Origin of the sequence: Streptomyces niveiscabiei, assembly GCF_001419795.1 — a bacterium.
GTDB lineage: Bacteria > Actinomycetota > Actinomycetes > Streptomycetales > Streptomycetaceae > Streptomyces > Streptomyces niveiscabiei.
This window is the reverse complement of record NZ_LIRL01000517.1, coordinates 1-13,322: the sequence shown is the minus strand read 5'-3', so window position 1 is coordinate 13,322 and position 13,322 is coordinate 1. Positions and strand designations below refer to the sequence as shown.

Genomic DNA, 13,322 nt, shown 5'->3' with positions numbered 1-13,322 from the left:
GCTCCAGAGGGAGAGGGATGCCTTGTCGCCCAGGGCGAAGGCGATGTAGCCGGGGGTTTCGAAGGTGGGGGTGAGGTCGAGGAGGTCGGCGTAGAAGCGGGCTGCGGTGGGGGCGTGGGAGACGTAGACGATGAAGGTGATCGAGGGGGACATCCGGGGCTCCTTGGTCGGTGGGTGTGGTGGGGAGCTTGCCGGGGTTACTTGACAGGGAGCGTCAGGTTTTTTCGGGAGCCGAAGTCCGTTGTGAAGGTGTGGGGTTGGAAACAAGTGTCCGAAAGCTGACCCCGAAAGGCCCGTTCCGGATCTACCTTGGTCCCTATGCTCGGGACTTCTCACTTCCGGTCCGATGTGTCGCATTCCGCCCGGATATGGAACTACTGGCTCGGCGGGATGGGGCACTATCCGGTCGACGCGGAGGTCGGTGACCACATCGTCGCGCTGGTCCCGGCCCTGCCCCGCTCGGCGGTGGCGGACCGCAGGTTCCTCGCGCGGGCCGTCCGGCACCTCGCCGGGGACGTGGGAATCCGGCAGTTTCTGGACATCGGTACGGGCCTGCCGATCACCGACAACACGCACGAGATCGCGCAGCGGGTGAACCCGGCCTGCCGGGTCGTGTGCGTCGACAACGACCCCCTCGTCTTCGCGCACGCGCACGCGCTGCTGACGAGCACGCCGGAGGGCGCGGCGGTGTTCGTGGAGGGCGACATCCACGACCCGGAGGCGATCCTGCGCAAGGCGTCGGCGACGCTGGACCTGACCCGCCCGGTCGCCGTGACCCTCCTCGGCGTCCTGAACTTCGTCCTCGACACGGACGAGGCCGCCTCGATCGTCCGCCGCCTCCTGGACGCGGTCCCGGCCGGGAGCCACGTCGTCATCTCGCACCCGACGACGGAGGTCGACGGCGAGGCGATGGGCGAGGCGGTGGCGTACTGGAACGCGCAGGGGGCGTCCCCGATGACGTTGCGCAGCCGCGCGGAGGTGATCCGCCTGTTCGAGGGGGCGGAGCTGCTGGAGCCGGGCGTGGTGACGTGCACGCGGTGGCGCCCGGAGGGTGCGGGCGCGGACATCGGGGCGGTGACGCACTTCGCGGGGGTGGCCAGGAAGCGGTGAGGGGCGGACCCCCGGTACCGTGACCGGACGTCCGCCCCCTGTTCGGCGGTGGTGCTACGGGGTGACCGTCAGCGCCGTCGTACCGATCGTCTTCCGGCCGTCCCCGTAGGAGACGAGCCCGAGGTAGACGTTGCCGGCCTTGAGGCCCTTCCAGGACACCGTGGACTTGGCCACCGCGCCCTGCTTGACCTTCTGCGACGCCGGGGTGGCCGTCGCCTTCGGCGCGGGCTTGCCGGTCTTGCCGATCAGCCAGGTGTGGAGCTTGTAGGTCTGGCTCCCGGAACCGGCCGGCGCGATCGCCTGGTTGACGTAGACGTCGTAGGTGCCCGGCGCGAGGTCGACGTGCTCGTTGTTGCCGGCGCCCGGGGAGGAGACGACGTTGCCGTCCTTGTCGACGACCCACAGGTCGACGTCGCTGCCCGCCTTGAAGTCGGACGGCACGATCGCGAGCCGCGCGAGCGCGGTGCCCGCCGGGACGGTGAACGTGCTCGCGGCGGTGTTCGGACCCGGCTGGGCCGGGTTGACGTCACCGGCCCCCTTGAGGGTGCCCGTCTTCGTCGTACCGGCGTAGAGCCCGTTCACGGCGGTGGTGAAGGTCCCGGCGAACCCGGCCTTGGGCGCGAGCCGGACGGAGCCGGAGGCGCCCTTCCCGGTGACCGAGGAGGCCACGCTGACCTGCGCGGCGCGCAGCGCGACGGCGGAGCGCACCTTGTGGTGCCCGTCGGCCCAGCTGACCGCACCGAACGCCCACTTGCCGTACGCGGCGGTGGTGCGGGTGAAGGTCACCTTGTACGAGGCGGAGCGGCCCGGCTTCACGGTCAGCTTGGCCGGAGACACGGTGGCCTTGTAGCCGGCCGGGGTCTCGACGCTCGCGGTGTAGGTGCCCGCCGAGCCGGAGACGTTGGTGACGGTCCGGGTGACGGTCTGGGCGCCCGCGAGGTCACCGACGGAGATCGACGGCGTGTTCAGGTCGCTGGGGTCGATCTTCGGCGCGACGGCGCAGATGTCGCGCCCGTCGGTCAGGACCGGCGCCTGGCCGATCGAGCAGAGGTAGGCGACCCAGTCCACGGCCGTCGAGTTGTAGACGAGCCCGGGGTCGGCCGCGCTGGTCGGGACGACGTGACCGGAGCCGTAGTCGAGCGGGGTGGCGACGGTGCCGCCGGCCCGCTGGATCGGCTTGCCCGCGGAGTCCTTGGTGGTCGCGGTCGTCATCAGCGCCGACTTGACCTCCATCGGCGTCCAGGTGGGGTGCAGCTGGCGCAGGACCAGGGCGAGCCCGGAGACGTGCGGCGCCGACATCGACGTACCCGACATGATGCCCTGCTGCCCGGTGAAGCCCGGGGTGCCGGGGGCGACGCCCGCGACGATGTCCACGCCCGGCGCGGTGATGTCGGGCTTGAGGAGGTCGCCGCCGCTGTTGAGGTCGGGGCCGGAGGAGGAGAACCCGGCGACGACGGGGGCTTCCTGGCGTACGGCGCGGGCCGGGGCCAGGACGGCGGTGGCGCCGGAGCCGTCCGCGTACGCCTTCACGGCCTCGCCGTCCGCCTTGTTCAGGTGGACGCCGGGGACGGTGTGCGCGTCGGCGATCTCCTCGTCGGTCGCGAGGGTGTTGTACAGCACCATGCCGAGACCGCCGGCCGCCTTCACCTGGGCGCTCTTGTCGGTGCGGGCGTTGTTGCCGCGCGCGCAGACCACGATCGCGCCCTTGACCTTGGCCGGGTCGAGGGTGTCGGGCATGCACAGCGCCGCGTTCGCCGCGTCGGCGCCGCTCTTGACGGCCTTGGCGGCGTCGACGAGCGGGGCGGACGGCACGCCGGAGCCGGCGATGCTGACGCCGTGGTAGGCCTTGCCGTTGCCGAGGGTCACCGTGCCCTGGTAGCCGATGGAGTGGCTGGAGGCGGCGACGGTCGTCACCCACGGGACGCCGTTGGAGGCGGTGCCGGGGCCGGAGTTGCCGGCCGAGGCGGAGACGAAGACGCCGGCGCGGGCCGCGTTGAGCATCGCCAGGTACTCGGGCCGGTTCGCGTGGTCGGTGTTGGGGCCGCCCAGCGAGTAGTTGATGACGTCGACGCCGTCGGCGACGGCCTTCTCCATCGCGGCGACGATGTCGACGGTCCCGCAGCCGTCCGTGTAGCAGACGCGGTAGGCGGCGATCCGGGCCGCCGGGGCGAGGCCGGATATCTTCGTCCCGGATATCCCGCTGTCGGGGACGCTCGCGGCGACGTTCGCCTTGCCCGCGGCGGTGCTCGCGGTGTGCGTGCCGTGGGACTCGCCGTCGAGGGGCGAGGGCCAGTCGTCCGGCTTCGGGTCCGTGATGCTCTTGTTGAAGTACTGGGCGCCGATCACCTTGTTGTTGCAGGTGACGCGGTGCGCCGGGTCCTGGCCCGGGTCGCAGGTGCCCTTCCACTTGGCGTTGACGGCCGCCTGTCCCGGTGCGGTCCCGGGGAAGGCCGCGAAGGACGGGTTGGCGGTGTCGATGCCGGTGTCGAGGTCGCCGAGGATCATGCCGGCGCCCGCGTTGAGCTGGCCGCCGGGGACCTTCGAGTAGAGGCCGCCGGGCTTCTTCAGGCCGAGGAAGTCGGCGGTGTCGGCGGCGGGCAGGGTGCCGGTCGCCTGCGGCGTGGTGGTGGCCAGCGGGTGGCTCATCACGTTCCGGGTCAGCGTCAGGACGCCCGGTGTGCGGGCCAGTTCGCTCGCCTGGGCCGCCGTCAGCTTCGCGGCGAAGCCGTTGAGGAGGAGCTGGTAGCTGTAGAGCGGCTTGACGCCGTCGACCGCGTCGAGGACCTTGTCACGCTGCTGCTTGAGGTGGCGTACGAGGTCGCGGACGGCGTCGGTCGCGGTGTTCAGCCGGGCGCCGGGCTTCGCCGCGGTCGCCGGGTCGGTGGCGACGGGCTGGTCGGCGAGCTGCACGAAGTAGATGCCGGCCGAGTACGTCTTCTGCTTGGCGCCGGGCGCGGGCTGAGCCTGCGTCGGCTGGGTCTGGTTCGGTGTCGCGGCGAGCACGGGTGTGCCGGACGCCAGGACGAGGCCGCCGACGAGGGCGGGAGTGAGCAGGGCCGCTCTGCGGCGCCGGCCGGGGTGGTGCTGGGACAAGGTGGGCCTTCCCCCGCGCATGCCGGATCGCGGGGCGAGGGCATGCGCATGACGGTCGCGAGTGAAGTGGTCGAGTCCCCCGAGAGACCGTCATCTTGTTACGGGTGGGGGGGGTGGGGAAGAGGGGTCCGCTTGAAGTCTCAAGAGATTCACAGCAGTTTCACGGATTTCGCCGGTTGTTCCCCTCCGGCTGCGGGCAAGGGGGCCGGCGGGCGGAGGGCCGACGGGCAGGGGGCCGGAAAAGCACGGCCCGGCCCGTCACTTGAACAGCGGCTCCAGCGCCCGTTCCAGGTCCGCCGCCTCGCGGAAGTGCACCGTCGCCATGCCGAGCGCCCGCGCCGCCTCGACGTTCTCCAGTGTGTCGTCCACGAACAGGCAGCGCTCCGGCGGGACTCCGGCCAGCTCGACGGCGAGGCGGTAGATCCGCGGGTCGGGCTTCGCGAGGCCGACGCGGGCGCTGCTGACGACGTGGTCGGCGAGGTCGGTCAGCTTCATCTCCGCGAGGTCCGCCTCCAGCTCCAGCGTCGCGTTGGTGACCAGGACCAGGGGGACGTGGACACGGGCGCGGCGCAGGAGGGTGACGACGGCGTCGTCCGCGTGGAAGGGGGACTCCAGCAGGGCCCGGCCGAGATCCCAGGCCGTGGACTCGTCGACCAGACCCGACAGGCCCTCGGCGATGGCGGCGACCCACTCCTGGCCGGTGATCCTGCCGAGCAGCAGGGGAAGGTCGTTCTCCGGGGCGAACGCGACCTTGAACGTCGTCCCCTCCGCCAGGCCCGCCGCGCGCTCCAGCGCGTGGACACCGGAACTGTCGAAGTGCCGGACGACGTTGTCGACGTCGCACAGGACCGCGTCGAAGGGCCTGCCGGGGATGGGCTCACTCACTGGTGACGGTGACCTTCTCGTCGTTGTTCAGCTCCTTGACCAGCTGCTTGACCTTCGCCTTGTCCCAGACGAGGTTGCCGCCGCTGGACCCGGAGATCGGCATGTTCATCGACGTGCCGTCGCCGCCGTTGACGCCCTTCATCGCGAAGAACATCGAGCCCAGGTCCCACAGGCCCATGTCCTTGTCGACGATCAGCGAGTCGAGGCCCGCGCCCAGCGTCGGGTACAGCGCGAAGGGGTTCAGGACCGTCGTCGGCGTCGCGACCTCGTGCGCCAGCGCGGCCAGGAACTTCTGCTGGTTCTTCGTCCGCTGGAGGTCGGACGCGGCGAACGCGTGCCGGGTACGGACGAACGCGAGCGCCTGCTCGCCGTTCAGCGTCTGCTTGCCGGCCTGGAAGTCGGCGCCGGAGTACTTGTCCTTGAACGCCTTGTCGATGGTGATGTCCACACCGCCGACCGCGTCGACGATGTTCGCGAACCCCGCGAAGCCGATCTCGACGTAGTGGTCGATGCGCAGGCCCGTGTTGAACTCGACGGTACGGACGAGGAGTTCGGGGCCGTCCGTGGCGTACGCGGCGTTCAGCTTGATGTGCCGGCCGGTGCCCTGGAAGGTCTTGCCGGACTCCGAGCCGACGAACGACGGCAGCTCCACGTCCGAGTCGCGCGGCAGCGAGATCAGCGTGTCGCCGTTGCCGCCGACGTGCAGGATCATCATCGAGTCCGTGCGCTTGCCCTCGGCCGAGCCGGTGTGCAGCTTCTTCTTCTCCTCGGCGGACATGCCCTCGCGGCTGTCCGAGCCGACGATCAGGTAGTTCGTGCCGTCGCCGCCGCTCGGCCGGTCGATCACCTTCGACAGGTCGACCTCGCGGCGGAGCTTGCCGTCCGCCCAGAAGTACGTCCCGACGGTCGTGACGATCAGTACGCCGGCGAGCGTGATCGCGCCCCACTTGATCCGCTTGCGCCAGTTCGGCGCGGGGCGGGCAGAGCCGGTGTGCCCTCCGACGCCCTGGCCGCCGCCACCGCCGTACACCTGGCCGGTGTTGTACCCGTCGTACCCGTCACTCTGCGGCCCGCCGCCCTGATCCAGGTACTGAGGCTGCCCCTGCCCCTGATACGACTGCTGCCCCTGATACGACTGCTGCCCCTGGTACGAGGGCTGCTGCTGCCCGGGCACCCCGTACCCCGGCGGCGCCGTCGGCCCGCCCCTCCGCACCTGCCGCATCACCCGAGCGCCCTCGGGCTGTGCGCTCGCGCTGCCGTAACCGTGGCCGCCGCCGGCGCTGCCACGTCCGCCCCGGTTGTCACCGGACCATCCCTCGGGCCAATCGTTCATGGCCACAGTGTGCCGGTCCGGCCTGTACCCCATACAACCCCCGTCGGAAAATCAGATCCCCCCTGTTGCCAAGCCGACACAAAGTCTCGATACGCATACAGGGGGAGAGCGGGACGGACGTGACATCCGGGATGGATGGTGCACCCCGGGGCGATCAACAGGACGGAGCCGGTCACCACGGGGAGCGACTTCGTATCCCACGCGGCGGATGCGGAGTCGCGCGGTTTCCAGTAACGGAAACCGGAACCTCTTGCGGGACGCCTCGGTGGATCGGGACGATCGGTGGAGACGGCTGTCGGCCGACGGAAGGAGTGCTTCAGTGGTGAAGCTGACACGGTTGGTGGGTGAGTGCGACGAGGGTGAGTGTCCGACCTTGTACGCACGAAGCTCTCGTCGAGATTCCCGTCGAGCTGATTCGGAAGGCTGTCCGTGACAATCTCATCTAGCCCTAGCCTCGGGGACCTCTTCGCCTCTTTCGAGCGGGAAGCGTTCCGGTTGGAGACGCTGGACGATTACAGCCAGTCCGGTGGGGTCGAGGCTTATCGTGCTTTTCTGGCGGGAGAGGAGCAGCCGGAGTCGTATCGGGTGACCGACTGGTTGACGACCGTGGGGAATGCCACCCGTGCAGGTAAGCGTGTTTACCGCGTGCATGTCCTGTCCCGTCCCTTGACGGATTATCTCCGGTTCGAGCTGTCCTGGGGTTATCGGCGGAACATGAGCGCCGGTGAGGAGTTCTTCATTCTCGACACCACCGGGAGCGGGAGTCCGATTCCGGACGCGCCCGACTTCTGGCTGTTCGACGATCAGGTGCTCGGTGTGATGGCGTACGACGGGGCCGGAAAGTACCTCGGCAGCGAGATCGTGGAGGAAGAGGCGCGGCTGGCGGAGTTCCGGGAGTACCGGGACACGGCACTCGCCCACGCCGTGCCGTTCACCGAATGGTGGGCGCGGCACGGGGAGTGAACAGAGCCGAGTTGGGGTCCGCGCTGCGGGCGCTGCGGCAGGCGTCCGGCAAGGAGGCCAAGGCCGTCGCCCGCGGTGCGGCCATGTCCGGTTCCAAGCTGTCCAAGATCGAGAACGGCGTCGTCATGCCGAGCGTCGTCGATGTGGAGCAGATTCTCACCGCCGTAGGGGTCTCGCCGGAGGTCAAGGCCGAGTACATGGCCGTGGCCCGAGCCGCCGCGACCGAGGCGACGGCATGGCGGTTGTACCGGCGGCTCGGACATCACCGTAAACAGCGGCAGATCCAGGCGATCGAGGCCCGGACCAAGGTGCTTCGGCTCTTTCAGCCCGCCCTTGTTCCCGGCCTTCTGCAAACACCGGAATATGTGAGGGCTGTTCTCTCGCGCAAGGAGCCGGGGCGGCAACTCCGTTTCATCGTCACGGAATCGATCCTGAGGTGGAGGATCGTGCCGCCACTGGTAATGGCTGGACAACTCGACAAGCTCATCTCCGTCTCACGCCTGCCGAGCGTCGACTTCCGGGTGGTTCCGCTCTCGGCACGGCAGACCGACTTTCCGAGTCACTCCTTCTCCATCAAGGACGATCGCATGGTGACGGTGGAGACCGTCCATGCGGAGCTGTCCGTCACCGATCCCCGTGACGTGGCGCTTTATATCGAGAAGTTCGATGGATTCGAGCGGGTTGCCGTTTCCGGGGATGCCATGAGGGGGCTGGTGGAGGGCATCCGCGATGAATTCTTGCGCGAACAGGAAACGGCGTAGATATCCTCTGGCGTCCTGTCGACGATGACGTCCATGGAAAACGACGCGAAAACTCACACCGCGCAGTGTTCCCCCTTGTCCGACCCCTCCTCCGTACCCGGCTTCGTGTGGCTGGACCTCACCCGGAAATGTCAGCTCGCGTGCCGGCACTGCCACAACCGCTCCGGGCCCGAGGGGACGCACGGGACCATGACCGGCGAGGACTGGACGCGGGTTCTTGGGGAGATCGCCGCCGTCGGTATTGGCCGGGTGCAGTTCACCGGCGGTGAGGTCACCCTGTATCCGGGCGCGCCGGCCCTGGTCGAGTACGCGTTGGCGCTCGGTCTGAGGGTGGAGGTCTACAGCAACCTCGTCCATGTGACCGAGGACTGGTGGGGGCTGCTCCGGCGGGACGGTGTCGGCCTGGCCACGTCGTACTACGGCCCGGCCGAGCGGCACGACGCGGTCACGCGGCGGCCGAGCCACGCGCGTACCCGGTCGAACATCGTGCGGGCGGTGGAGTACGGCATCCCGCTGCGCGCGTCCGTGATCGTCCCGGGCCCCGCCGACACGGGGGACGACGCGCGGCGGGAGCTGACGGCGCTCGGTGTGAAGGGCGTACGGGTGGACCGTGTCCGGCCCTTCGGGCGTGCGGCGGGCGGGCGGGAGCCGTGCGCCGACGGGCTCTGCGGGCGGTGCGGGGACGGGCGGGCGTCCGTCGCTCCGGACGGCACGGTGTCGCCCTGCGTGTTCTCGACGTGGATGGGCGTGGGGAACGTCCGGGACACGCCGCTCGGTGCTGTCCTCGGCGGCCCCGAGATGGCGCGGGCCAACGCGGTCATCCGGCAGCGGCGGAGCCCCGGTGTCCCGTACGGTCATGACCCCTGCGGTCCGGACGACGACAGCGGTGGTGGCGACGAGAGCGAGTGTTCGCCGGGATATCCCGGCAGTTCGTGCTCCCCGAGGAACTGAAGGCAGCCCGAGGAACTGGAGGCAGATGGACACCGATCTCCCCGAATCGGCGATCCGGCACCACACGGGCCCGGTCACCGAGATCCGGCGCACCGCGCACGGCACCAACTCCGACCTGACCGCCGTCGTCGAGTGCGAGAAGGGCCCCTTCTTCGTCAAGGCCGTCCGCGACCGGCCCGGCGGCCGACGGGATTCCCTCCTCCGGGAACGGCGGATCGCTCCCGCCCTGGTCCACCTCTCGCCGCGCCTGCTGTGGGACGTGGAGGCAGACGGCTGGCTGGTCCTGGGGTACGAGGCCGTCGACGCCCGCCACGCCGACCTCGCTCCCGGCTCACCGGACCTCCCCCTCGTCGTCGACACGGTCGCGCGGATCGGCCGCGTACCCCTCCCCCCGTACGCCCGGACCTGGACCGAGACCCGGTGGGACCGCTTCACCCCGGACCCCGGCCGCCTCCGGGGCGACACCCTCCTCCACACGGACCTCAACCCGCACAACCTCCTCGTGGCGGGCCCCCGCGTGTGGGCCGTCGACTGGGCGTGGCCGACGCGGGGCGCGGCGTTCATCGACCCCGCGCTCCTGGTCGTCCAGCTGATCGCGGCCGGTCACACTGCGGCGGACGCGGAGCAGTGGGCGTCCCGGACCCCCGCCTGGCGCACAGCCGACCGGCACGCGGTCGACGTCTTCGCCGCCGCCAGCCTCCGTATGCACGAAGCCTTCGCCGCCCGGAAGCCGGGCACGGAGTGGCTGAAGGCGATGGTCGAGGCGTGCCGGGCGTGGGCCGTCCACAGGGGGGCCACCGGGTAGGGCCCGGCGGCTCGGGAGGTGGCGGCTAGGCGATCCGGCACAGGCAGAACGGGTGCCCCGCAGGGTCCAGGAACACCCGGAAGTCGTCGCCGTCGGCTCGTCGTACGGCCTTCGCCCCCAGCTCCAGCGCCCTGCGCTCCGCCTCGTCGACCTCCTCCCACGTCTCGCCCGCGTCGATGTCGATGTGGAACTGCTGCTGGTCGTGGGGCTGCGAGGGCCAGACGGGGGGTACGTGGTCCGGGGCGAGCTGGAAGGAGAGGCGGGGGCCCTCGGGGAGGGAGAGGACGATCCAGTCGTCCGACTCCGCCTCCGGTTTGCCGCCCAGCAGTGCCGCGTAGAAATCCGCGAGGGCCATCGGGTCGGGGCAGTCCACGACGGTGGAGCGGAAACGTCCGACAGCGGACATGGGGAGACCTCCTAGGCTCGGCGTTCCGACAGACAGAACGGGTGCCCCGCCGGGTCCAGGAGTACACGCCAGGGGTGCCCGTCGGGCGCGTGGGGCGGGCGGGTCGCGCCGAGGGCGAGGAGGCGTTCCTCGGCCGCGTCCAGGTCGTCGACGTCGAAGTCCAGGTGGGACTGCTGGGGGACGCCGGACTGGTCGGGCCAGGTGGGGGCGCGGTGGCCGTCGACGCGCTGGAAGCCGACGAAGAGGCCGTCGGGGGTGGTGAGCCCCGCGAAGTCGGCGTCCGACTTCGGGTGGGGTTCCCAGCCGGTCGCCGCGCGGTAGAAGGCGGCGAGTCCGACGGGGTCGGCGCAGTCGAGCGTCACGGCGGTGAGTCTCATGGGGTCCCCTCGTACGCGGTCCCCGGCATCATCGACGCCGGGGACTGCGGAGGGGAACCGGATTACGGGTTACGGGAGGTTGCGGGCCATGACGATCCGCTGGACCTGGTTCGTGCCCTCATAAATCTGCGTGATCTTCGCATCCCGCATCATCCGCTCCACCGGGTAGTCCCGCGTGTAGCCGTACCCGCCGAGGAGCTGGACCGCGTCCGTCGTGACCTCCATCGCGATGTCCGAGGCGAAGCACTTGGCGGCGGCGCCGAGGTAGGTGAGGTCGGCGTCGAGGCGTTCGGAGGCGGCGGCGGCCTGGTATGTGAGGGCGCGGGCGGCGGAGATCTTCATGGACATGTCCGCGAGCATGAACTGGATGCCCTGGAAGTCGGCGATGGCCTTGCCGAACTGCTTGCGTTCCTTGACGTAGCCCTTGGCGTAGTCGAAGGCGCCCTGGGCGACGCCGAGGGCCTGGGCGGCGATGGTGATGCGGGTGTGGTCGAGGGTCTTCATCGCCGTGGCGAAACCGGTGCCCTCGGCGCCGATCATGCGGTCGGCGGGGATGCGGACGTTGTCGAAGTAGACCTCGCGGGTCGGGGAGCCCTTGATGCCGAGCTTCTTCTCGGGGGCGCCGAAGGAGACGCCTTCGTCGGACTTCTCGACGACGAAAGCGGAGATGCCCTTGGAGCGCTGCGTGGGGTCGGTGACCGCCATGACCGTGTAGTAGTCGGAGATGCCCGCGTTGGTGATCCAGCGCTTGACGCCGTTGAGGATCCAGTGGTCGCCGTCGCGGACCGCGCGGGTCTTCATGCCGGCCGCGTCGGAGCCGGCCTCGGGCTCGGAGAGGCAGTACGAGAACATCCCGTCGCCCTTGGCCAGGGGGCCGAGGTACTTCTTCTTCAGGTCCTCGGAGCCGGAGAGGACGACCGGGAGCGAGCCGAGCTTGTTGACCGCCGGGATCAGGGAGGAGGACACGCAGACGCGGGCGACCTCCTCGATGACGATGACCGTGGCCAGGGCGTCGGCGCCGGCACCGCCGTACTCCTCCGGGACGTGCACGGCGTGCAGGTCGTTCGCGACGAGGGCGTCCAGCGCCTCCTGGGGGAAGCGGGCCTCTTCGTCGACCGCGGCGGCGTACGGCGCGATCTTGGCCTCGGAGAGCGCGCGGACCGCGTCGCGGAGCATGTCGTGCTCCTCGGACGGGCGGTACAGGTCGAAATCAGCCGATCCGGCCAAGGTCATTCACTCCAGACGACGCTAATTACCGTTAAGTAACTCAAAGTTTAGGGGGCTGCCCCCGGGACGGATACGTGAGCTACGCGACAGGGGGGAATCTGCCCGGTGAGGGGCCTTCGCACGCCCCGACTATGCTCAGGCAGCGCATGTCCGGACGTAACCCTGTGGAGCCCTCATGAGCCTCAAGATCACGGTGATCGGCACCGGCTACCTCGGCGCGACGCACGCGGCGGCCATGGCCGAGCTGGGGTTCGAGGTCCTCGGGCTCGACGTGGTGCCCGAGAAGGTCGAGATGCTCCAGCGGGGCGAGGTCCCGATGTACGAGCCAGGCCTCGAAGAGCTGCTGCGGGCGCACGTCGCCGGGATCGAGGGGTCCTCCGGGCGGCTGCGGTTCACGCTCGACTTCGCGGAGGCCGCGGCGTTCGGGGACGTCCACTTCGTCTGCGTCAACACGCCTCAGCGGCACGGTGAGTACGCCGCCGACATGTCGTACGTCGAGTCCGCCATCGCCTCCCTCGCGCCGCACCTCGACCGGCCGACGCTGGTCGTCGGGAAGTCGACGGTGCCCGTCGGGTCCGCGGAGCGGCTCGCCGCGTACCTCGCCGAGCACGCGCCCGCCGGGGCCGGCGCCGAGCTCGCCTGGAACCCCGAGTTCCTCCGGGAGGGGTTCGCCGTCCAGGACACGCTGCGGCCCGACCGGCTCGTCGTCGGGGTGCGCAGTGAGCGGGCCGAGACGCTGCTGCGCGAGGTGTACGCGGCGCCGGTCGCCGCCGGGACGCCGTTCGTCGTCACCGACTTTCCCACCGCCGAGCTGGTCAAGACCTCCGCGAACTCCTTCCTCGCCACCAAGATCTCCTTCATCAACGCCATGGCCGAGGTGTGCGAGGCCGCGGGCGGGGACGTCGCGAAGCTCGCCGAGGCCATCGGGTACGACGACCGGATCGGGCACAAGTTCCTGCGCGCCGGGATCGGGTTCGGCGGGGGGTGTCTGCCCAAGGACATCCGCGCCTTCATGGCCCGTGCCGGGGAGCTGGGGGCCGACCAGGCGCTGACCTTCCTCCGCGAGATCGACTCCATCAACATGCGGCGGCGGGGGCAGATGGTGGAGATGGCCCGCGAGGCCCTGGGCGGCGGGGCGTTCCTCGGCAAGCGGGTCGCCGTCCTCGGCGCCGCCTTCAAGCCCGACTCCGACGACGTCCGCGACTCCCCCGCCCTCAACGTCGCCGGGCAGATCCACCTCCAGGGCGGCCAAGTCACCGTCTACGACCCCAAGGCGATGGCCAACGCCCGCCGGCTCTTCCCCACTCTGGGGTACGCGGACTCCGCACTCGACGCCGTCCGGGGCGCCGACGTCGTCCTCCACCTCACGGAATGGCGCGAGTTCCGCGAACTGGACCCCGCCGCGCTGGGC

At 70.3% G+C, this 13,322-nt stretch carries 12 protein-coding genes; 6 read left to right on the top strand and 6 right to left on the bottom strand.

All coding sequences use genetic code 11. The features are described 5' to 3' along the window. Positions 1–318: 318 nt before the first annotated feature. Positions 319–1,110 (top strand): SAM-dependent methyltransferase, encoded by a 792-nt coding sequence (locus AOK24_RS24555; RefSeq protein ID WP_055722238.1) that lies wholly within the window; start codon positions 319–321, stop codon positions 1,108–1,110. A 54-nt stretch (positions 1,111–1,164) separates the two neighbouring features. Here AOK24_RS24555 and AOK24_RS24550 read toward each other — a convergent pair whose 3' ends face one another. The 3 genes from AOK24_RS24550 to AOK24_RS24540 form a co-directional block, all read right to left on the bottom strand. After that, positions 1,165–4,203 carry a S8 family serine peptidase gene (locus AOK24_RS24550; RefSeq protein ID WP_079056978.1) on the bottom strand — a complete coding sequence of 1,013 codons (3,039 nt, stop codon included), beginning with the start codon at positions 4,201–4,203 and terminating at the stop codon, positions 1,165–1,167. A gap of 258 nt (positions 4,204–4,461) precedes the next feature. After that, entirely contained in the window at positions 4,462–5,088 is a 627-nt protein-coding gene (locus AOK24_RS24545) for an HAD family hydrolase (RefSeq protein WP_055722237.1), read from the bottom strand. Then, positions 5,081–6,421 (bottom strand): LCP family protein, encoded by a 1,341-nt coding sequence (locus tag AOK24_RS24540; protein ID WP_079056977.1) that lies wholly within the window; start codon positions 6,419–6,421, stop codon positions 5,081–5,083. Before AOK24_RS24540 ends, AOK24_RS24545 begins: the two co-directional genes overlap by 8 nt. A 495-nt stretch (positions 6,422–6,916) precedes the next feature. Here AOK24_RS24540 and AOK24_RS24535 point away from each other — a divergent pair, with 495 nt between their 5' ends. The 4 genes from AOK24_RS24535 (at position 6,917) to AOK24_RS24520 (ending at position 9,901) form a co-directional block, all read left to right on the top strand. Continuing rightward, complete coding sequence (locus tag AOK24_RS24535) at positions 6,917–7,384, top strand: DUF6879 family protein (protein ID WP_240554096.1); 468 nt, start codon at positions 6,917–6,919, stop codon at positions 7,382–7,384. Beyond that, positions 7,381–8,145 carry a helix-turn-helix domain-containing protein gene (locus AOK24_RS24530; protein ID WP_055722241.1) on the top strand — a complete coding sequence of 255 codons (765 nt, stop codon included), beginning with the start codon at positions 7,381–7,383 and terminating at the stop codon, positions 8,143–8,145. Before AOK24_RS24535 ends, AOK24_RS24530 begins: the two co-directional genes overlap by 4 nt. Before the next feature lie 75 nt (positions 8,146–8,220). Further along, positions 8,221–9,096, top strand: coding sequence for a radical SAM/SPASM domain-containing protein (locus tag AOK24_RS24525; protein WP_055722240.1), 876 nt, complete (start codon positions 8,221–8,223; stop codon positions 9,094–9,096). A 25-nt stretch (positions 9,097–9,121) separates the two neighbouring features. Then, the gene (locus tag AOK24_RS24520) at positions 9,122–9,901 is read left to right on the top strand and encodes a protein kinase family protein (RefSeq protein ID WP_055722235.1); all 780 of its coding nucleotides are present in this window, start codon (positions 9,122–9,124) and stop codon (positions 9,899–9,901) included. 25 nt (positions 9,902–9,926) lie between these two features. Here AOK24_RS24520 and AOK24_RS24515 read toward each other — a convergent pair whose 3' ends face one another. From AOK24_RS24515 to AOK24_RS24505, 3 genes are all read right to left on the bottom strand, one after another. After that, on the bottom strand, positions 9,927–10,307 hold the full coding sequence (locus tag AOK24_RS24515; RefSeq protein ID WP_055722234.1) for a VOC family protein: 381 nt from the start codon (positions 10,305–10,307) through the stop codon (positions 9,927–9,929). A gap of 11 nt (positions 10,308–10,318) precedes the next feature. Next, complete coding sequence (locus tag AOK24_RS24510; protein ID WP_055722233.1) at positions 10,319–10,684, bottom strand: VOC family protein; 366 nt, start codon at positions 10,682–10,684, stop codon at positions 10,319–10,321. Positions 10,685–10,753: 69 nt separating this feature from the next. Then, a complete protein-coding gene (locus AOK24_RS24505) occupies positions 10,754–11,917 on the bottom strand; it encodes an acyl-CoA dehydrogenase family protein (RefSeq protein ID WP_206191262.1) in 1,164 nt (387 codons plus the stop codon). A 169-nt stretch (positions 11,918–12,086) separates the two neighbouring features. Here AOK24_RS24505 and AOK24_RS24500 point away from each other — a divergent pair. Further along, a partial coding sequence (locus AOK24_RS24500) for a UDP-glucose dehydrogenase family protein (protein ID WP_055722232.1) occupies positions 12,087–13,322 on the top strand: 1,236 nt, incomplete at its 3' end.

Excerpts from the sequence above, each read along its gene's own strand:
- AOK24_RS24505 (WP_206191262.1), bottom strand. The coding sequence starts at position 11,917 with ATGACCTTGGCCGGATCGGCTGATTTCGACCTGTACCGCCCGTCCGAG.
- AOK24_RS24510 (WP_055722233.1), bottom strand. The coding sequence starts at position 10,684 with ATGAGACTCACCGCCGTGACGCTCGACTGCGCCGACCCCGTCGGACTC.
- AOK24_RS24520 (WP_055722235.1), top strand. The coding sequence starts at position 9,122 with ATGGACACCGATCTCCCCGAATCGGCGATCCGGCACCACACGGGCCCG.
- AOK24_RS24540 (WP_079056977.1), bottom strand. The coding sequence starts at position 6,421 with ATGAACGATTGGCCCGAGGGATGGTCCGGTGACAACCGGGGCGGACGT.
- AOK24_RS24555 (WP_055722238.1), top strand. The coding sequence starts at position 319 with ATGCTCGGGACTTCTCACTTCCGGTCCGATGTGTCGCATTCCGCCCGG.
- AOK24_RS24515 (WP_055722234.1), bottom strand. The coding sequence starts at position 10,307 with ATGTCCGCTGTCGGACGTTTCCGCTCCACCGTCGTGGACTGCCCCGAC.